The 19,917-nt window shown below is 70.4% G+C and carries 14 protein-coding genes; 8 read left to right on the top strand and 6 right to left on the bottom strand.

Annotation, left to right across the window (positions count from 1 at the left end; translation table 11 throughout):
- Entirely contained in the window at positions 1-2,883 is a 2,883-nt protein-coding gene (locus HD593_RS32955) for a tetratricopeptide repeat protein (RefSeq protein ID WP_185105853.1), read from the bottom strand.
- 357 nt (positions 2,884-3,240) lie between these two features.
- Between HD593_RS32955 and rpmF the strand changes: the two genes are divergently transcribed.
- The 5 genes from rpmF (at position 3,241) to HD593_RS32930 (ending at position 8,773) form a co-directional block, all read left to right on the top strand.
- On the top strand, positions 3,241-3,540 hold the full coding sequence (gene rpmF / locus HD593_RS65295) for a 50S ribosomal protein L32 (protein WP_379478840.1): 300 nt from the start codon (positions 3,241-3,243) through the stop codon (positions 3,538-3,540).
- A 136-nt stretch (positions 3,541-3,676) separates the two neighbouring features.
- Positions 3,677-5,299, top strand: a complete 1,623-nt coding sequence (locus HD593_RS32945; protein WP_185105851.1) for an ABC-F family ATP-binding cassette domain-containing protein — start codon at positions 3,677-3,679, stop codon at positions 5,297-5,299.
- A gap of 128 nt (positions 5,300-5,427) precedes the next feature.
- On the top strand, positions 5,428-5,853 hold the full coding sequence (locus HD593_RS32940) for a serine/threonine protein kinase (RefSeq protein WP_185105850.1): 426 nt from the start codon (positions 5,428-5,430) through the stop codon (positions 5,851-5,853).
- Between the two features lie 179 nt (positions 5,854-6,032).
- Complete coding sequence (locus tag HD593_RS32935; protein WP_185105849.1) at positions 6,033-7,556, top strand: MDR family MFS transporter; 1,524 nt, start codon at positions 6,033-6,035, stop codon at positions 7,554-7,556.
- Between the two features lie 326 nt (positions 7,557-7,882).
- A complete protein-coding gene (locus HD593_RS32930; RefSeq protein ID WP_185105848.1) occupies positions 7,883-8,773 on the top strand; it encodes a hypothetical protein in 891 nt (296 codons plus the stop codon).
- A 57-nt stretch (positions 8,774-8,830) separates the two neighbouring features.
- Here the strand turns inward: HD593_RS32930 and HD593_RS32925 are convergent, their stop codons facing one another.
- Together HD593_RS32925 and HD593_RS32920 are read right to left on the bottom strand one after the other, a co-directional pair.
- The gene (locus tag HD593_RS32925) at positions 8,831-9,154 is read right to left on the bottom strand and encodes an STAS domain-containing protein (protein WP_185105847.1); all 324 of its coding nucleotides are present in this window, start codon (positions 9,152-9,154) and stop codon (positions 8,831-8,833) included.
- A gap of 532 nt (positions 9,155-9,686) precedes the next feature.
- Positions 9,687-12,008: an ATP-dependent Clp protease ATP-binding subunit gene (locus tag HD593_RS32920; RefSeq protein WP_185105846.1), complete on the bottom strand. Its 2,322-nt coding sequence runs from the start codon at positions 12,006-12,008 to the stop codon at positions 9,687-9,689.
- A gap of 552 nt (positions 12,009-12,560) precedes the next feature.
- Here HD593_RS32920 and HD593_RS32915 point away from each other — a divergent pair.
- Together HD593_RS32915 and HD593_RS32910 are read left to right on the top strand one after the other, a co-directional pair.
- Positions 12,561-12,803, top strand: coding sequence for a hypothetical protein (locus HD593_RS32915; protein ID WP_185105845.1), 243 nt, complete (start codon positions 12,561-12,563; stop codon positions 12,801-12,803).
- 238 nt (positions 12,804-13,041) lie between these two features.
- Positions 13,042-14,301: a DUF5994 family protein gene (locus HD593_RS32910; RefSeq protein WP_185105844.1), complete on the top strand. Its 1,260-nt coding sequence runs from the start codon at positions 13,042-13,044 to the stop codon at positions 14,299-14,301.
- A gap of 257 nt (positions 14,302-14,558) precedes the next feature.
- Here HD593_RS32910 and HD593_RS32905 read toward each other — a convergent pair whose 3' ends face one another.
- Positions 14,559-15,446, bottom strand: a complete 888-nt coding sequence (locus HD593_RS32905; protein ID WP_221525118.1) for an alpha/beta hydrolase — start codon at positions 15,444-15,446, stop codon at positions 14,559-14,561.
- Between the two features lie 80 nt (positions 15,447-15,526).
- Here HD593_RS32905 and HD593_RS32900 point away from each other — a divergent pair, with 80 nt between their 5' ends.
- Positions 15,527-16,228 carry a TetR family transcriptional regulator gene (locus HD593_RS32900; protein WP_185105842.1) on the top strand — a complete coding sequence of 234 codons (702 nt, stop codon included), beginning with the start codon at positions 15,527-15,529 and terminating at the stop codon, positions 16,226-16,228.
- Between the two features lie 67 nt (positions 16,229-16,295).
- Here HD593_RS32900 and HD593_RS32895 read toward each other — a convergent pair whose 3' ends face one another.
- On the bottom strand, positions 16,296-17,114 hold the full coding sequence (locus tag HD593_RS32895; RefSeq protein WP_185105841.1) for an alpha/beta fold hydrolase: 819 nt from the start codon (positions 17,112-17,114) through the stop codon (positions 16,296-16,298).
- An 81-nt stretch (positions 17,115-17,195) separates the two neighbouring features.
- Entirely contained in the window at positions 17,196-19,832 is a 2,637-nt protein-coding gene (locus HD593_RS32890) for an AAA family ATPase (protein WP_185105840.1), read from the bottom strand.
- Between the last annotated feature and the right edge of the window lie 85 nt (positions 19,833-19,917).

Below are 19,917 nucleotides of genomic sequence, written 5' to 3'. Positions count from 1 at the left end.
TCACTCCAGCAGCAGTGCCAGCAGGCGTCTCATCCTGCGGACATACGGGAACTCCTCGCCGCCCGCCTCGGCCTGGCTCACGGTGTCCCTGGCCGCGGCGACGCAGGCGGCCTTCGCGGCGTCGTAGTCGGGCTGCCGCCTGGCCGACGCGTGCACCCGCTCCATCTCCTCCTCCGGCCCCGCGTACGCGTACGCCTTGGCCAGTTCGAGCAGCTCGGCGGCGGCGCCGGCACGTCCCGTGACGACCCGCCGTTCCTTCCTGAGCAGGTCCGCGCGCATGACGCCCAGCAGATACTCGGGATCTTCCGCCAACGCCATCGCGCACATCACCTCGAGCGCGCTCGGCAGCCCCATGTGATAGAGCCGGTACGCCCAGTCGAACTCGGACGCCTCCTCATCGGGCCGCCCGCCGTCGAACTGGGCCGCCCGCCTGAGGCCGAGCGCCCACCGGCTGTCCGGTTCGACGCTCAGGACCCGGTCGAGATCCGTCAGCACCGCCTGGTAGCGGCCGGCCGCGCGGTGCAGCAGCGCCCGGGAGGCCAGGGCGAGGACATCGCCGGGGTCCTCCGCGATTGCCCGGTCCAGCTCTTCGAACTCCTTCGCGCGGACGTCCTCGTCCCCGGCGATCCGCCAGAGGCTCGCCCAGCCGTCCAGCGCCTCGACGAACTCCTCCGGATCCTCGCTCGCACGCGACCACGTGCCTGCCATCAGGGAATGCGCGAACAACGTGAACATCTCCGCGGGGTCGAGCAGCGCCACGGCCAGGTGGTCGCGCAGCTCCTCGACGTGGTCGAGGTCGGGGTCGAGTTCGAGCGCCCGGTCGAAGTCCGCCAGCGCCTCCTCGTAGCGGTGCAGGTCGAGGTGGGCCATGCCGCGGGAGACCAGGGCGTGCACATGGCCGGGATCCGACCCGAGCACGTGGTCGAAGTCGGCTATCGCCGCCTCGTGCCGCTGCATCGACGCCTGGCTCCGGCCCCGCGCCACGCGCCCCGGGACGGTGTCGGCGCCGAGTTCGATGGCCCTGGACAGGTCCGCGACCGCCTCCTCGTGCCGGTCCAGCATCGAGTGGGTGAACCCGCGGCTGTACAGGGCGAGGGCGTTGTCCGGGTCGAGCTCGATCGCCACGTCCTGGTCCCTCAGCGCCTCCTCGTAGCGGCCGAGATAGTAGTAGACGTCTCCCCGCTCGGTGTAGGCCAGGCTTTGCATGGGGTCGAGAGCCAGCGCTCGGTCGAGGTCGGCCAGCGCCTCCGCATAGCGGTCCATGTCCTTCAGCACGCTGCCCCGCAGCAGGATGTGGTCGGCGTCGTCACCTTCGCGGGCGATCGCCTTGTCCAGCGCCGACAGCGCCTCCTCGTTGCGGTCCAGGTAGTACAGGGCCTTGCCGCGCAGAAAGTGCGCGGTCGCCCGCCCGGGATCGAGTTCGAGCGCCCGGTCCAGGTCGGCTATCGCCTCCTCGTACGCTCCCAGGCTCAGGTGGACGTCAGCGCGGGCCTTGAAGGCGTACGCGTTCGCGGAGTCGAGCTCGATCGCCGTGGTCAGGTCCGCCCGTGCCTGCTCATGGCGTCCCATCGTGTCCAGCAGGACGCCGCGGCTGGCGTGATGCCAGTAGTCGTCCGGTTCCAGCTCGATGGCCCGGGTGAAGTCCGCCACCGCCTCCTCGGGGCGGGTCGCCCACGAGACCTCCCCGCGATAGGCGTAGGCGTCGGCGTCGTCCGGGTCGAGCTCGATGGCGCGGGTCAGATCCGCCAGTGCCTGCTCGGTACGGTCCAGCCGGTCGTGGAGGTGGCCGCGCTCGCGATAACCGGCGCAGTCGCCCGGGAAGCGCGCGATGTAGTGGTCGTAGTCGGCCATGGCCTCGTCGTGGCGATCCAGGCCACGGTAGATGTCGCCACGGTAGAGGTAGGACTTGCCGAAGTCGGTGCCGAGCTCGATGGCGCGGGTCAGGTCGGCGATCGCCTTCTCGGATTCCTCCTCGGCCTGGTAGCAGAGGGAGCGTTCGACATAGGCCGTGGGATCGTCCGGATCGAGCTCGATCGCCCGGGTCAGATCCGTGATCGCCTCCGCGTACCTGCCGATCCTGGTGTAGGCCCGCGACCGTTCGAGGTGTGCTCCGACGTGTTCGTGGTCACGGCGGATCGCCCGGGTGAAGTCGGCCAGCGCCTCCTCCACGTTGCCCATGCGGCGGTGGACACGACCGCGCGCCACCATGGCGGACACGTAGCCGGGATCCAGTTCGAGGGCGCGGCCGAAGTCGGCCAGCGCCGGCTCGTACCGCTCGGCGAACGCGTGCATCCTGCCCCGGTCGTAGTAGGCCCGCTCCTCCTCGTCGTCGAGCTCGATGGCGCGGGTGAGCAGGGCGAGCGCCTCGTCGTCACGGTCCAGCAACCAGCAGGCCAGCCCGCGGTAGCGCAGGGTGAAGGGCTGCTCGCCGCCGAGTTCGAGCGCCTTGTCCAGATCCGCGAGCGCGGCCTGGTAGTCGTCCATCCTGTAGCGCACGGCCCCGCGGTCGGCCCAGGCCTCCCAGAAGCCGGGATCGACCTCGATCGCGCGGGTCAGGACCTCCAGGGCCTCCCCGTAACGACCGGTCTCGCGGGCGATCAGCGCCCGTTCGATGCTCGGCCAGCCGAGTTCCGGGTCGAGCTCGATGGCGCGGTCGAGGTCCGCCAGCGCCTCCGCCTCACGCTCCAGAGCCCAGTACGCCTGGCCGCGCGAACCCCAGGCGTAGGCGTAGCCTGGCGCGAGCTCGATGGCGCGTGTGAAGTGGTCGATCGCTTCGGCGTGGCGTCCTTCGAGGCGGTGAGCCTCGCCCTGCTCCGCCAGCGCCTCCGCCCCCATCTTTCCGGAGAACATCACATCACCCCCGTCGTGCAGAACGAGCGCCACCGCGAAATCGTCCCCGCCGTGGTGCCGTACGCCGCGGTCGCGCGACCGTCCGGGTTCGGCCCACGAGAGATCCTTGTTACGATGAGTGCCATGGAGATCGAGGTCGACAGAATCTAGCCACCGAACTGCCGGTGGCTTTCGTCCGCGTGGGTAAGGCCCACGCCGGTGAATGACCGTTCCTCCAGCGCAGCAGCGTGAGTCCGCCCGTCCGAGGCGTTGACACCTCTGCGTTGAGCCTGCCGGCACGTTCGCACCGCGCCGACCCCGGTCCCTGGTTGTGCCTGCGAACGCGCGACTTCGATCCCCCGTGCCCATCCATCGCCCGGCACCCGGGCAGCGGCCCAGTGCCGCCCGCAGATGGTGTCCCCGGCAACCCCTGATCGAATCTCCTGCCGCAGTGACTCACGGCCCGTGGTCGGTTGTCCCGCCGGTTCCCTGGCGTTCGCAACCCTTCACGAAAGGCCCATGGCCATGCAGCACCGCACGTCACGTTCCCGCGCCCGCCACCGTCGCGCTCAGTGGAAGGCGAGCGTCCCGGCGCTCACCACCTGCGCGAATCCCGCCTGCGGCAAGCCCACCCCGCCGCACCGCGCGTGCCGGCACTGCGGCGTCTACCGGGGCCGTCAGGTCCTGCCTCCGGCGGGTGATGCCACGTGAGCACTGTCCTGACCACCTGCTTCATGCGGGCTCCCGGCCGGAGCTGTTCCGCGTCAGCGTCATCCGCCGTCAACACCGAACCGGTCCTCGTCGCCTCCCCGCGCGGCTGACGGGAAGAAGGAAGACAACACCACCCATGTCCACGAAGTCCGCCATCACCTTCCACGATCTGACCTTCGAATGGCCGGACGGCACCGTGGCGCTCTCGGGCGTCAACGGCACGTTCAGCACCGGCCGTACCGGCTTGATCGGCCGCAACGGCGCAGGGAAGTCGACGCTGCTGCGGCTGATCGCGGGCCTCCTGCAGCCGACCGCCGGCCAGATCGACACCATCGGCGAGGTCGGCTACCTGCCTCAGACGCTCACGCTCCGGCGAGAAGCCACGATCGCCGAGCTCCTCGGGATCGATCAGATCATCGCCGCGATGCGGGCCATCGAGTCCGGCGACGTCGACCAGCGCCACTTCGACACGATCGGCGATGACTGGGACATCGAGTCCCGCGCCGACCAGGCCCTGCACCAGATCGGATTCTCCGCCGGAGACCTCGGCCGCCGCGTGGCCGAGGTCTCCGGCGGAGAGGCGATGCTCATCGCCATCACCGGGCTGCGCATCCGCCGCACTCCCATCACCCTGCTCGACGAGCCCACGAACAACCTCGACCGGCCCACCCGCGCCAAGCTCGCCGACTTCGTCGACCAGTGGCCGGGCACCCTCGTCGTGGTCAGCCACGACCTCGAACTGCTGGAGCACATGGACAACACCACCGAGCTGTACGGCGGCACCCTCGACACCTTCGGCGGCCCGTACAGCGCCTGGAAGGAGCACCAGGAGCAGGAGCAGGCGGCGGCGGTCCAGGCCGCGCGGTCGGCCCAGCAGGCGCTCAAGGTCGAGAAGCGGCAGCGTGTCGAGGCGGAGACGAAGCTGGCGCGCAGGGAGCGCACCGCGAAGAAGACCCAGAAGGACGGCGGCATCCCGAAGATCCTCGCGGGCAACCGCGCCAGCAAGGCCCAGGCGTCCGCGGGCTCGTTGCGCTCCACACTCGACGACAAGGTCCAGGCGGCGCAGGCCGCACTGGACGCAGCGGACGCCCGCGTACGCGAAGAGGAGCACATCAGCCTCGTCCTGCCCGACCCGGACGTCCCGCGCGGAAGGCGCCTGGCGAACCTGCATGACCAGGACCGCACGTTCGTGATCCAGGGGCCGGAGCGGGTCGCGCTCGTCGGGGCGAACGGCACCGGGAAGTCGACCCTGATCGAGCAGCTCGTCCGCGGTACGGCTCCCACGCCCGGCCGGCCGCACGGGCAGCTCCTGACCGAGCTCGCCGGCTACCTCCCGCAGCGTCTCGACGGGCTCGACGACGATGCGAGCGCGATGGCGAACGTGCAGTCGGTCGCCCCCGGGACGCCGGCGGGCACGATCCGCAACCAGCTCGCGCGGCTTCTCCTGCGGGGCGACAGCGCCGATCGTCCGGTGCGTACGCTCTCCGGCGGCGAGCGGTTCCGCGTCTCCCTCGCGCGGCTCCTCCTGTCGGAGCCCCCGCTTCAGCTGCTGGTCCTGGACGAGCCCACCAACAACCTCGACATCGCCAGCGTCGAGCAGCTCGCCGAGGCCCTCGACGCGTACCGCGGGGCCCTGGTCGTCGTCAGCCACGATTTCGCGTTCCTCGAGCGGATCGGCGTCGACACGGTCATCGAGCTCGGCAGCGACGGCCGCATGCGTCAACGCCGGGACCTCGGCTTCTCAGCCCTGACGGGCTGAGCCTGCGGCTTCCTCACCGCGCACCGGAGGTGGCGATGTGTGAACCGTCACATTGAGCACCAGTCCCGAGTGGTGGCCGTGAGCCGGTGGTACTCATGATCACAACACTGGTGATCGAAAGGAAATTCGTGCGGACACGCAAGCTGACGACCCTCCTGGCCGGCGCGGCCCTGGTCTCCACCACCACGCTGGTCGCAGGCGCCACCCCGGCCGGCGCGGCCGGGCCCTGTGGCAGCAGCTACAGCCGGGTCGGCGTCTACAACATCGGCATCGAGAAGTACGGGTACCGTACGGGCATTCTGGAGGTGTACTACAGCTCCAGCACCGGCAAGAACTGTGCCCTCACCTATGGTGACGGCCCGTACGCCAACACCACGAGCTGGAAGGGTGTCGTGCTCTCACGAGGCGATGGCAGCGGGAGAGTCTCCGACGCCGGTGACTACAAGTACTACGCCGGTCCGGTGTACGTCTCAGCGCCCGGCCAGTGCATCGACGTAGAGGGAATCTCGCCGTCGTGGACGAGCGTCAAGCTCAACAACGTGCACTGCGGCTGACCCTGCCGTGATCAGGCGGTGCGCCCTCCAGAGGTGAGGTGGAGGGCGCACCGCGCAGGCCGCAAGGTGGGAGGCGCGCATCATGCTGGCAGACGACTGCCCACAAAGTGCTACATTGATGTGACAGTTATCTCTGATACTGCCAACCTGTTGCGGCCAATTTTGGAAGGGCAAGATCGATGAAGGCACAGCGATCCACATCACCCGGTGTGGCCGCCGCCATGTGCGCGCTGATACTGGCGGTTCTCCTGGCGGCTCTGGACCAGACGATCGTCTCGACGGCGTTGCCGCGGATAGCGGAGGATCTGAACGGGTTCGACGACATCGCGTGGGTCAGCGCCGCCTACCTCCTCGCCTCGACGGCGGTGACTCCGCTGTGGGGCAAACTCGGCGACATGTACGGCCGCAAGCGCCTGTACCTGGCCTCGACCACGATCTTCCTGATCGCCTCGGTGGCCTGCGGCCTGGTACAGAACCTGCCCGAGCTGATCGGCAGCCGGGTGCTGCAGGGCGTGGGCGGCGGCGGCATGATCGTGCTGACCTTCGCCCTGGTCGGTGACATCGCGGCCCCGAGCCAACGGGGCCGCTACCAGGCCATGTTCGGTTCCGTCTACGGCGTCGCCAGCATCGTCGGTCCCCTGCTGGGCGGCGTCTTCACCGACCAGCTGTCCTGGCGGTGGGCCTTTCTGATCAATCTCCCCATCGGTGCCGTCGCCCTCGTCATCGCCGCGCGGGCACTGCCCGCGGTCGCCAGGCAGACCACAGCGCGCATCGACTACCTGGGCGCCTCGATGCTGGCCGCGATCGCCACCGGCCTGATCCTCATCACGTCGTTCGGAGCCCGCTGGGGCTGGGGCTCGCCGGCCATCCTCGGCCTGATCGCGGCCACCGTCGCGCTGGCCGTGCTGCTGGTGCCCGTCGAGCGCCACGCCGCCGCCCCGGTCCTTCCTCCGGCCATGTTCGCCTCCTGGACCGTGGTCGGACCATCGCTGATCGCGTTCGTCGCCAACGCGGCGATGTTCAGCGTCCTGGTCTACCTGCCCACCTACCTCCAGATCGTCCACGGGGTCTCGGCCACGCTCTCAGGCATCTCCATGCTGCCCCTGGTCGCCGGTCTGGTCGCCAGCCAGTCCCTGGCCGGACGATGGGCCGCGAACGCCGGTCGGCTGCGCCGCATCCTGCTCGCGGGCCTGCTCGTCAACCTCGCCGGCCTGCTGCTGCTGAGCACGATCGGAGCCGCCACCAACGCCCTCGTCCTGAGCAGCTACTTCCTCATCACCGGAGTGGGCATCGGCATGGTGCCCATGGTCGTGATGACGACCGTCCAGAACAGCGTGCCCCCCGCCGATCTCGGCGCCGCCAGCGCCGTGGTCACCTTCGCCCGCTCCATCGGCGCGGCCTTCGGCGTCGCCGTCTTCGCCACCCTGCTCAACACCGGCTTCGCCGGCCGCACCCGCGGCCTGCCGGCACTCGGAGGCTTCGACGCCGGCCGCCCCGACACCATCGCTCAGCTCCCTGCCGCCTCGCGCGACGTCGCGCTGGAGGCCTTCGCCCACGCCACGGCCACCGGCTACCTCTGGATGGCGCCCACCCTCGCCATCGGCATCCTGCTCGCCCTCTTCCTCAGGCCGGCCCGCAGGACCGAAGGGACAAGCGGTGTCCCCGGCCTCGCCACCCGCAAGGACACCGTCCCGACCGCCTGATCTGCCAAGGCGGCCACGATGGTGCTGGCTCGTGGTTCGACGGGGTCCGTCCCCGCAGACGAGATCGCATCTCGTCTGCGGATGCGGAGATCATGGTGTTGCGTCACGAGGCGGCGGTATTGCGGCGTCAGGTCGGACGGTCTGAGCCGGGCTGGGCCGATCGGCCCGTTCTCGCGGCGTTGGAGCGGCGGTGCCGTGCGCTCATCGGCTGCGGTCGCTGCGGGGGTTCCACGGGCTGTGCGGAACGTCCGGTCGGGCCCGTTCGTCGTCATTGCGTGACCCTCTTCCCGGAGCTTGACCAACGGCTACGTGAGGCAGCCGCCAGGATGCACCGCGCCGAACACGTCCGGAGCCTGCGCGAGACCACCGCGCAACAGATCGAGGACGTCCGTGGCACTCTGAAGGATCTGGAGTCCGAGCTGGCCAAGGAGGAGCGTGACGTCGCCCGGCTGGAAGGGGGGCTGTCCGCCGTTCTGGCCCGCATGCTGGGCAACCGCGAGGAGCGGCTGGAGCGCGAGCGCGCCGAGGTGGTTGCGGCCATGGAACGCGTGGACGGTCACCGGGCCCGGCTCGCGCAGCTCGAAGCCGACGCGGCGGCCGCCGCCGCCGAGCTGGCCGTGCTCGATCCCGCGTCCCGGGAGTATGCCCGGTTGCTGGCCGAGAAGGAGCAGCAGATCATCCGGAGCGGCGATCCGCGCGCGCGAGTGCTGGCCGACCTCGGCGCCGCGCTCGACCGGGTGAGCGCCGAGCTGCGCGAGTGTGAGGAGGCCCGCCGGGCGGGTCAGGCCGCGCACGAGGCGCTCGGCGTCGTGCTGCGCTTCCTCGACTCCGCCAGGAACGCCTCCACCTTCGACGTCTTCGGGGGCGGCCTGCTCGCCGACGCCTTCGAGCACGACAGGCTGACCAGTGCCGACAAGGCCGCCTGGCATGCCCAGCGGGCTCTGGACGTCTTCGCCCGCGAGCTGGCCGACACCGGCATCGCGGCCCGGCCGGTGATGCCCAAGGTGGACACGCGGTGGTTCGTGGACGCCTTCTTCGACAACATCGTCAGCGATGTGCTCAAGCACCAGCGCATCGAGAAGACCAGGACCGAGGTGAAGAACCTGGCGCAGTGGGTGCGCGAGACCAGGACGAACCTGAAGGGGCGCCAGACCCAGTTGCTGGCCGAGCGCACCCAACTGCTGACCAGGCGCAAGGAGCTGCTGCGCCCCGCATAGCCACTGTTCGAGCGGCCTGTTCGAGCGGCCTGTTCAAGCGGCCTGGGCGCACGTGCCTCACACCACCATCGGCAGCCCTCGGTCCAGGCCGGTGACGCGCAGCAGCCGGGACATGGACGCGTCGGGCCCCCTCAGAGCGACGGTGATGCCCATCGAACGTGCGCGGTGCTGGATGCCGACCAGCACGGCCAGCCCGCCGGTGTCGCAGAACGACACCTGCGACAGGTCGAGGATGAGCAGACTCGTGCTGTAGCGCAGCGTGCCCATCAGTTGCCGGCGAAGTGCCGCGGTGGTGAAGAGGTCGATCTCGCCGGACAGGTGGACGATGGTCGGCTTGCCGGTGTTGGCCACGCCGAGCGGCGCGGTGTCGATGACGGTCATATCAGGTCTCCTTCTGCGGAACGTCTCTTCTGCCTGGTCAGAGACCACGGGTGCGTGCCGGTGAACGTTCCGCCCCCGTTCTGTCGCCGTTCTGTCGCCGGGCAGAGCCGGCGGCCGGCGCTCGCGCGTCGAGGCTGGGCGGCAGGCGCGCGAGGCTGCGGCTGTGTCGTCAAGGGCCACGTCGGCCGTGTCCTGAGCGGCGAGCTTGCGGCGGGGCTGCGCGGCGCCGGTTGCGGTGTCCGGCGGGATGAACGGCAGGGTGATGGGCTCGCCGGTCGAGAGGACCCGAGGGATCGCGGATGAGGCGGAGGCGAGCGGTGCGGGCTGGGGAGAAAGTGCCTGTGTCATGGTCGCGTGCCCCGTCCGGGCCCCTGCACGGGCCGGTGGTGGTTCGCCGGGGGCGACGCAGACCTGAATGCCAACGCTCGAGAAGTCCTCGGTATTTCTATTGTACCTCTCGATGGAAGCGATGCCGGCGGGGTTCCGGGGGCGCGTGAATCGTCCGGCGTACAGGGCGGCCCAGGCGCGAGTGTCAGACGGGCGCCGCCACGCTGTGACGCCGGTCGCTGGGCGCGCTCCCGCTGATGAAGACGAGCCCGAGACCGTCGACGGCGACCTTGACGACCTGGCCGGGCCGGAGCTCGCCGTAGAGGATCTTCTCCGACAGCGAGTCCTCCAGCTCGCGCTGGATCGTGCGCCGCAGCGGCCGGGCGCCCATGACGGGGTCGTAGCCGCGGTCGGCGAGCAGCTGCTTGGCCTCGGGCGAGACCTCGAGCCCCATGTCGCGGTCCTTCAGCCTGGCGTCCACCTGGGCGAGCATCAGATCCACGATCTTGATGATCTCGTTCGGCGTCAGCTGGTGGAAGACCACGATGTCGTCGACACGGTTGAGGAACTCGGGCCGGAAGTGCTGCTTGAGCTCCTCCTGGACCTTCGCCTTCATCCGCTCGTAGTTGGACTCGGTGTCGTTGGACTTCGCGAACCCGACCCCGATGCCCTTGGAGATGTCGCGGGTACCGAGGTTGGTGGTCATGATGATGACCGTGTTCTTGAAGTCGACCACCCGGCCCTGGGCGTCGGTCAGCCGGCCGTCCTCCAGGATCTGCAGCAGCGAGTTGAAGATGTCGGGGTGGGCCTTCTCGATCTCGTCGAACAGCACCACGGAGAACGGCTTGCGCCGCACCTTCTCGGTGAGCTGGCCGCCCTCCTCGTAGCCGACGTAGCCGGGAGGCGAGCCGAACAGCCGGGAGACGGTGTGCTTCTCCATGAACTCCGACATGTCCAGGCTGATCAGCGCGTCCTCGTCACCGAAGAGGAACTCCGCCAGAGCCTTGGACAGCTCGGTCTTACCCACACCGGAGGGGCCGGCGAAGATGAACGAACCACCGGGACGGCGCGGGTCCTTCAGCCCGGCGCGGGTACGCCGGATGGAGCGCGACAGGCCCTTGATGGCGTCGTCCTGGCCGATGATCCGCTTGTGCAGCTCGTCCTCCATGCGGAGCAGGCGCTGCGACTCCTCCTCGGTCAGCTTGAAGACCGGGATGCCGGTGGCGGTCGCCAGGACCTCGGCGATCAGTTCCCCGGTGACGACGTCCTTGACGCACGCATCGACGGGATCGGTCATCCGGTGGATGCGCAGCCGCGCCCCCGCCTCGTCGATGAGGTCGATCGCCTTGTCGGGCAGGCAGCGGTCGCTGACGTACCGGTCGGCCAGCCGCGCCGCGGCCACGAGGGCGTCATCAGTGATCGAGACGGCGTGGTGCGCCTCGTAGCGCCTGCGCAGGCCCTTCAGCATCTCGATCGTGTGGTCGAGTGAGGGCTCGGGGACCAGGATCGGCTGGAAACGGCGGGCGAGAGCGGCGTCCTTCTCGAAGTGCCTGCGGTGCTCGTCGAGCGTGGTCGCGCCGATCGTCTGCAGCTCGCCGCGGGCCAGCATCGGCTTGAGGATGCTGGCGGCGTCGATCGCGCCCTCCGCGGCGCCCGCACCCACGAGCGTGTGCAGCTCGTCGATGAACAAGATGATGTCGCCGCGCGTGCGGATCTCCTTCAGCACCTTCTTCAGGCGCTCCTCGAAGTCACCGCGGTAGCGGGAGCCGGCGATCAGGGCGCCGAGGTCAAGCGTGTAGAGCTGCTTGTCCTTCAGCGTCTCGGGCACCTCGCCCCTGACGATCTTCTGCGACAGGCCCTCGACGACGGCAGTCTTGCCGACGCCGGGCTCGCCGATGAGAACGGGGTTGTTCTTGGTCCTGCGGGACAGGACCTGCATGACCCGCTCGATCTCCTTCTCACGGCCGATGACCGGATCCAGCTTGCCCTCGCGGGCGGCCTGGGTCAGGTTACGGCCGAACTGGTCGAGCATCGCGGCGGACCGCCGGATCGGCTCCTGAAAGGCCGGGGGCGGCGTCGACGGCCCGTCCCCGGGACTGGAGAGCGACTGGATGACCCAGCTCCGGATTCGCCCGGGATCGGCTTCGAGGTTGACCAGTACCTGGGCCGCCACGCCCGCACCCTCGCGGATGAGCCCGAGCAGGATGTGCTCGGTGCCGATGTGGTCGTGGCCCAGCTGCACGGCCTCACGGACCGACAGCTCCAGGACCTTCCTGGCCCGCAGGGTGAACGGGATGTGCGCCGACTCGGCCGGCAGGCCCTGGCCGATGATCTCCTTGATCTGCCGGCGCACTCCCTCAAGGCTGACACCGAGGCTCTGCAGAGCCTTGGCGGCCAGACCCTCACCTTCCTGGATCAAGCCGAGAAGAATGTGCTCGGTACCGATGAAATTGTGGTTGAGCATCCTGGCCTCCTCCTGCGCCAGGACGACGGCACGCCTCGCTTGGTCGGTGAACTTCTCGAACATCTCAAGCCTCCAGGCGGAGCGGGATATGCCGGATGAGGGTGACCGGACCTACCGGATCGCGGCCCCGTCAGGAGTTCACGGGTGTGGCCGTCAGCTGTCGTCAGGAGGGCATGATGCCCCCGGTGGATCCCACGCGTTCAACAGAACGGGCGGTGTGATCACCGCGCGACATCGTCCGGCGTACTGAGTCGGCGAACGCTGGCCATCGCATGGAACTGCGTGGGCGACCTCGTCGGGCTCCGGCGGATGACCCGCCTGCTCATCACCTTAGTACCCATTTTGGTAATTGCCCCGAATCAGGCCGCAGCCGTGGGCGGCAATCCGCGGCCGGCCCGCGCGGACCTGTACCTCGGTCCGCGTGCGAGGATGTGTGCTCGCGGAACGGCTGGAGTTGCGGCATCTTTTGGCGTTGGATGTGGAATCGAGCGGAATCAGCACGCAGAGTTGACTGGATCATTCCACTGTTGTCCGCCAGGGCGGCGTTGACCTTGTGGGTGCCCGTCGGGCGGCCAGGTGTGGTGCGCATGGCCGAGAGATTCGTGGAGGGATGAGATGGAAGATGTTGACGTCTGGGTGTTCGCGCTGTCCAGTGTGGAAGGCAAACAACAGCGGGTAACCGTTCACCTGTACGGGGGGCAGTCGCTCAAGGGGGCGGTCGTGGAGTTGGATCGAGCTCGCAAAACCGTCGTGCTCGACGAGTTCGCCCATGGATCGGCGGCGACGCGGCACGAGTCCCCTGTGCACACGATCCTCTTGACGGCGGTGCAGGCTGTCACCGTCCACAAGGTGGAGTAGGCCGTCCGGTGTTGCGTTATTGAACCCGCAATGAACTTCGTACGCACCTGGCAGAAGTGAGGCCCAGGTGCGTTTTTGTTTTTCCGGCGTATCGTGGTTTTATCTGGGACATTTCGCATGCTGGCAACCGCGTCGGCGTCGCCCCGGACGCAGCCGGCCTTCACGCCGGAGACAGGCGGCACACCCGATGCCGAACCGCCACGCATCAGTCACACCCATCGCACCCCAACCAGCCCGGGTGTTCCTCGAACCCACGCTGACTCGCGACGGAACGCTCGACGGCGCGTGGTGGCCGCACTCCTTCGACCTCCACCGCGAGCTACCCGCCCTCGTCCGGCTCCTCGAGGAGCGCCTCGGGCCCATCCTGCGGGTCAGGCTCGACACGGCTGCCTGGCCAGAGCTCCCGGCCCACCTGCTGGTAGATGGCCGGTTCGTGCGGGTCAGCGGCTTGTCGGCGACTCCGCACACCATCAGGGTGATTCGCGGCAGCCAGGATGGCTTCCTCCTCCTGGTGATCCCGCCCGACGCCGCCGGACCTGTCGCCGCCGCCGCGATGAGAATCGCCGCGAGCACGGGCAACACGCTGTCCGCGAAGGAAATCCTCGCCCCGCTCCACCTGCTCCCTCGTTCACCGGCAGCGGGGATGAGACTGCGCCGCTACCAGAGCCGCGACAGCGCGTCGGTGCTCGCGCTCATCGATGCCGACCGCCTGCCGGGCCAGCCGTCGTGCACCCCTCACATGCTCGACCAGGCGGTGGCAGGAACGTCCCGGTACGGCTGCGGTCCCTGGACCGACCTCGACCGCCCCGCAACCGACGTGCTGGTGGATCCGGACGGTCAGGTCGCGGGAGTCGTGTCGTACGCGACACGCCGGGATCACCGCGCCGGGCACGTCCTGTGGCTGCACGGGCGCGAGGTCCTGCACATCGTCGAAGAGCTCGTCGGCCACGCCCTTCTTCACCTGGGCGACAGCAGACCCGTGCTCGCCTTCACCGCCGCGCCGGGCCCCGGCCCGGCGGCCCTGCCGACGGGGCGCCGGCCCATGACACGAAAGGTCCTCGAACACGCGGGGTTCGCCGCGCGGGACTCCTGGCGCTACCTGTGCCGCACGACACCCGGTGCTTCCCACGCTCCGGCCCGCCCCGAGGTTGTCGTCGTCGCCAGCAGCACCCCGCCGGGCTGGTGGCTGAAGGCCCGGGACGACGACGTCTCGGCCGAAGTGGTCGCCCAGGAGCCGATCGACGGCTTCGGCATCCTGTGGTGGTTCGGCGCGGCCGCCGGACACGCCGATGAGGGGCTCGAACGGGAGCTGCTGTCCCAGGCGGACACCCTCCTGCACGAACACGGGGCATCGGAGACGGTCCTGTACGCTGCGGGCGATCCCGAACCTTGCTGGGAGCTGTTCGACACCGCCGGTTTCGCCGAGATCGACCATCTGGCCTCCTTCACCCGCCCGAGTCCTCCCACCGACCGGCCACACCCGGGAAGAGGCCTTTGACCAGCTCCGGCCGTTCCGCCGGCGATCGTTTCATCGGCATTCTGGCCGTCGGCCTCGCGCGCGGCGGGCGGTGCACAAGGGTCGCGTACTCCTCCTCGGGGCCGGCGACCGCCGACAGCCACGCGTGCACGGCCGCCGGGCCACCGCTACTGTCCGCCGGCTCGCGGTGCCGAGCCATCCGGCCGGCTCAGGAGGAGGACGTGAGGGGCGGCGCGGCAGGTGCCCGGCGGATCCCCTCGCGGCTCAGGCGGCTGCCGTCACACCGTGGTGAAGGCCCGGCGGTAGAAGTCGATCTGGTCGGCGACCACGCCGTCCCGGAACGTGGGGTCGGTGTAGAAGGTGAAGTGGGTGCCGGGGTAGACGCGCAGTTCGCCTCGTGGTGCACGCTCGGCCAGGACGCGGGTGGTCTCCAGGGGCGTCTCCTGGTCCTCGGCGGCGACGCAGACGAGCAGCGGGCAGGTCAGGCGGGCCGCGGCGCCGGCGGGGCGGTAGCGCATCATCTGCAGCAGCCCCCTGGGCGCGACGCTGTTGCGCCATGACGTGCTCTCCCCGCCGGTCAGGGTCTGAATGTGCTGGCCGGCCTCGGGGGTGGCGGTCACGGCGAGCTCTCCGGGGTGCCCCACCATGGGGATGTAGTACGGGCTCAGGCCCAGCCTCCCCCGGAGCGCGTCCCAGACGATCGCGCCCAGCACCCGCAGCGTCTGAACGGTCGAGCGGCCCTCGACCTGCTTCGGGAACCCGTTGAACGGGATCTGTGCCACCACGGCGGCGATCCGGGGGTCGTCCGCGGCCACCGTGATCACGTGCGCGCCGCCCAGCGAGTTGCCCCACAGCAGCACCCGGTCGGGGTCGACCCGCTCGTGCCCGCGTACGAAGGCCACCGCGGCGCGGACGTCGGCGAGCTGGCCGCCGATGTCCGGAACCCGGCGCGGCTCGCCGTCGCTCTCGCCGAAGCTGCGGTAGTCGAAGACCAGCGCGGCCAGGCCTTCGGCGGCGAAGCGCTCGGCGTAGTCGAAGAGCCGGTCCATGGTGCCGCTGAAGCCGTGGCAGAGCACCACGCACGGCACCGCCCCGGAACCGGCGGGCAGGTAGAGATGGCCGGCGCAGCGGACGCCGCCGGCGGTGAAGGACACCCTGGATCGCATGCAGATCATCCCCGCGCAAATTAGACTTACTTCCGGTAAGCACATTAGCGAAAGAACTGACCGATGGTAAGTGAGACCTCTTGACTTCAGAGCGGATTCTGGAGGCGGCGCGCGTCCTGTTCGCCGCTCGCGGCTACCGCGCCACCTCCATGCAGGCCATCGCCGACGAGGTCGGTCTCACCAAGGCCGCCCTCTACTACCACTTCGAGTCCAAGGAGGAGATCCTCCGGCAGCTCACCCTGCCGCTGCTGGACGAGCTGGAGGCGGTGCTGGCCCAGGCGGAGTCGTACGAGGACGCCGAGGAGGTGCGGTGGCGGGCCATCGAGGGGTACGTGGATGTGCACCTGCGGCACCGGCACACGCTCACCATGCTGGTCAAGGACATGACCCTGCTGGTGCAGGCGCCGATCGCCGACCGCTTCCGTACCGTCATCGCCCTGGCCAACGACCTGGTGGCCGGCCCCGGCAGCGGCCTGGAGCAGCGGGTGCGAGCCTGCCAGGTGGTCGCCGGGCTGGCCGATCCCGTGGTGCTGTTCCGCGACGAACCGGCCGGACAGCTGCGAAGCCTGATCCTGGACGGCGCCAGGGCCCTGCTGGGCGAACCGGCCGTTCCCCGGGCGCGCGGGCGGGCCCGGGGACGAAACGGCGGGCGGCACGCCCTCCTCACCGGGGAACAGGTCGCACAGGCCCGTTCCCTCTACGAGCAGGGCTGCGGCGCCGAGGAGATAGCCGCCCGTTTCGGCGTCTCCAGGGCGACCATTTATCGTCATCTCAAAAACTAAAGATAGTGAGATTTGATTTTGAGACTCGATTCCCGGCCGGAGTGAGACCGGGCCTTCGCGGGCGGCCTCAGCGGGTGGCGGCGTGGGCGGCGAGGATCTGCCGGACGACCGTGTCGGGGCGGGACATCATCACCACGTGCGACGCCCCGGCGACCTCCTTGACCTTGCCGCCGGCGCGCTTGGCCATGAAGCGCTGCACGGCGGGCGGGATGACGTTGTCAGCGGTCGGGATGACGAACCAGGACGGCACGCTCTTCCAGGCCGGGACGCCGCTGAGCCCGGACAGGCCGTCGACGCTGCCGGGCCGCTGGGTGGCGGCCATCAGGCGCGTCTGCCGGGCGGGCAGGTCGGCGGCGAACACCTCCCGGAACGTGGCAGGGTCGATGTAACCGTCCTTCCCGCCCGGGTAGGGCCGGATCACGAGGGCCGGGGGCAGCTTGCTGCCGGGGAACTTGCCGGCCAGCTCCAGCGGGGTCTCGCCTTCGTCGGGGGCGAAGGCGGCGACGTAGACGAGGGCCTTGACGTTGTCGTGGCCGCGGGCGGCGTTGGTGATGGCCGCGCCGCCGTAGGAGTGGCCGACCATGATGACCGGGCCGGGGATGGTGTCGACGATGCTGGAGACGTAGGCCGCGTCACCGGCCAGGTCGCGCAGCGGGTTGGCCGCGGCGATCACCGGGAAGCCGGCCTGCTGCAGGGCGGTGATGGTGGCGTTCCAGCCGGAGGAGTCGGCGAACACGCCGTGCACCAGCACGACGGTGGGCTTGGGGGTGCCCGCCGTCGCCGTTTGGGCCGCCGAGGCGGGCGTGACGGTTCCGGTCACGCCGAGCGTCACGGTCAGCGCGGCGAGCAGCAGGCTCAGGCCGCGGCGCTGGGAGCGGATGGTCATGGCGGTCTCTCCTCGGGTTCGTGCCGGTGAGGCGTTGATCACGGCACGAGCATGGGCCGCCGGGGCGCGGGCGCGAATCGGTCAGTTGACTCCATTGCCCGCCAAACCCTCCAAGGCGTCGCGTAAAGCGGCCCGGGAGGTGATGCCGAGCTTGGGGAAGATCCGGTACAGGTGGGCGCTGACCGTACGGGAGGACAGGAAGAGCCGCTCGCCGATCTCCTTGTTGCTCAGCCCCGAGGCGGCCAGGCGGGCCACCTCCAGTTGCTGGGCGGTCAGCCCGTGTGCGGCGTTGGGCCGCTGGGCGACGGCGACGCCGCTGGCGCGCAGCTCCTGCTCGGCCCGCTGCTGCCAGGCGGTCGCGCCGATGGAGGCGAACAGGTCGGCGGCTCTGCGCAGTTCTGGCCTGGCCTCGCCGGGTTGCAGGCGGCGGCGTTGCAGCTCGCCGAGCGCGAGCCGGACGCGGGCGTGGTCGAAGGGCCAGCGTTCGGTTCTGGGCAGCGCCAGGGCGGCCTTGAACAGCGGCACCGCCTCCTCCTCCGGCGCCACCAGCGCCTGGGCGGCCATCACGTGCAGGCGCAGCCGGGGCGCGCGCTCGGCCAGGCCGGCCGCGGCGGCGGCGTGTGCCCTGGCCTCGGCCGTCCGGCCGGTCCGCACCGCGGATTCGACCAGCTCGAAGACCGCCCACGGGGCGAACGCCACGTACGGGGGGATGACGCCGGGCGGGCTGATGCTGGTCCAGTGCGCGTAGGCCGTCTCGTAGTCGCCGTGGGCCATCGCGGCCAGGGCCAGGTTGCGGGCGGCCAGCGACAGGTGCAGCGCGCTGCCGCGCGGGGCGGCCCACTGCTCGACGGTCCTGCTGTACTCGCGGGCGCTGTCGGCGTCGCCGCGCGCGGCGGCGATCCAGCCGAGGCTGCAGCGCAGGTCGTGGGCCAGCAGTTCCAGGTCGTGCCGGACGCACAGGTCCAGCCCGGCGTTGGCGGCGTTCTCGGCGGCCTCCCACTGGCCGGCCAGGAAGTGATCGTGCGCGGCCAGCCAGTGGCCGCTGGCCGCGTGGGTCACCGCGCCGTGGCCGGACTCGCCCTCGGTCAGCGCCCGGATGCGCTCGCGGTAGTCGGGCAGCAGGTCCATCCAGGTGGCCGCCCGGCACAGCGCGGCCACCCGGCCGGGCGGGGCGTCACCCGGCAGCGTGTCGAGCGCCGTACGCACCCGCTCCGCCGTGCCGGTGCCCAGGAAGACGTCATGCAGCAGGCGGACGTGCTCGTCGTCGCAGCCCGCCACCACGTCCGTGACCTCCGCCCACGCTTCGGGGTCCTGGGCGTACGAGGCGGCCATCACCCTGACCAGCGGACCGGCCCCGGGCGTGCCGCGCAGCAGCCGGCGGGCGGCGTCCAGGTCGCCGTCACGCAGCAGGAGGATCTGCGCCCGGACCGCCAGTGCCCTGCCCGGGTCGTCCAGGTGGCGCCGGGCCTCGTCCAGCAGGGTCTGGGCCAGGTCGAGCTGCCCGGACTCGCCCGCCAGCTCGGCCGCGAGCTCCAGCCGGGCCGCGCGGGCCGCTGGGTCCGGGGTCAGCTCGGCCGCGCGCTGCAGCGCCTTGACCGCCAGCCCGCTGCCGCCCCGCAGGCTCACCGCGCGGGCGGCCTTCTCGATCTCGGCGGCCACCTGCTCGTCCGGCTCCACCGTGGCCGCCGCCAGATGCCACATGCGCAGCTCCGGGTCGGCCTGGTGCTGTTCTGCGAGCACGGCGTGCGCCTCTCGGGTCTCCTCCGGCGAGGCCGTCTTGATGATGGCCGACCTGACCAGCGGGTGACGGAAGCGCAGCCCCGACGGCGTCGAATCGCGGGTGACCAGGCCCGCGCGCTCGGCCTCCAGCAGCTCGTACGGCGACAGCTCGGCCCGATGCTGCAGCCGGTCGCCGTCCAGCGCGGCCACCAGCAGCGTGGTACGGATCCGCGGCGCCAGCTCCAGCAGCCGCCCCGCGAACCCGGTCTCCAGCCGGGTGCGCAGGGACGCTCCGGAGGGCAGCAGCTCCACGCTCACCGACGTCTGCGGCAGCTCGGTGATCGCCAGCGGGTTGCCCGCGGCCTCGGCGAGCACGCGTTCGCGCACCGACGGCGGCAGCGCGGGGTGCAGCAGGTCCAACAGCCGCCCGGCCGCCTCGTCGTCGAGCGGCCCGACCTCCAGCATGTGCACACCGGGGGTGACTCGCTCGGTGGCGGTCAGCGGCCGGCGGGCGAAGATGGCGCGCAGGTGGTACGGCTGCAGCCGCAGCAGGATGAACATCATCACTTCCCGCGTGGGATGGTCCACCCAGTGCGCGTCCTCCACGGCGATCAGCACCGGCCCGTCCTCGGCCACGGCGGCCAGCACCGCCAGGGAAGCCACCGAGATCGCCAGCCGGTCGGGCGGCGGGCCGTCCCGCATGCCCAGCACCCGCAGCAGGGTGTCGCGATGGAAGGGCTCCACCCGGTCCAGATAGTCCATCACCGGTGCGAAGAGCTGGTGCAGCCCGGCGAAGGCCAGCTGTGCCTCCGATTCGAAGCCGCTGCCGCCCACCACCCGCATGCCCTGCTCCCTGGCGTAGGCGATGCCGGCCTGCAGCAGCACGGACTTGCCTACACCGGGGTCGCCGTGCAGCACGACGTTGGGCAGTGCGCCGGGGGCGCGGTCGATCGTCCGCCGTAGCGCGGCCAGTTCTGTGGCGCGTCCGATGATGTCCATGTGGTTCGTCTCCTGGGTGCAGTCATTTGACCGATTGCCGCGCCTGTAGGTGGCGGCATGCTGGGCGGGTGCCGCGACTACAGGT

Origin of the sequence: Nonomuraea rubra (assembly GCF_014207985.1) — a bacterium.
Lineage (GTDB): Bacteria > Actinomycetota > Actinomycetes > Streptosporangiales > Streptosporangiaceae > Nonomuraea > Nonomuraea rubra.
This window is presented reverse-complemented; position numbering and strand designations above follow the sequence as displayed.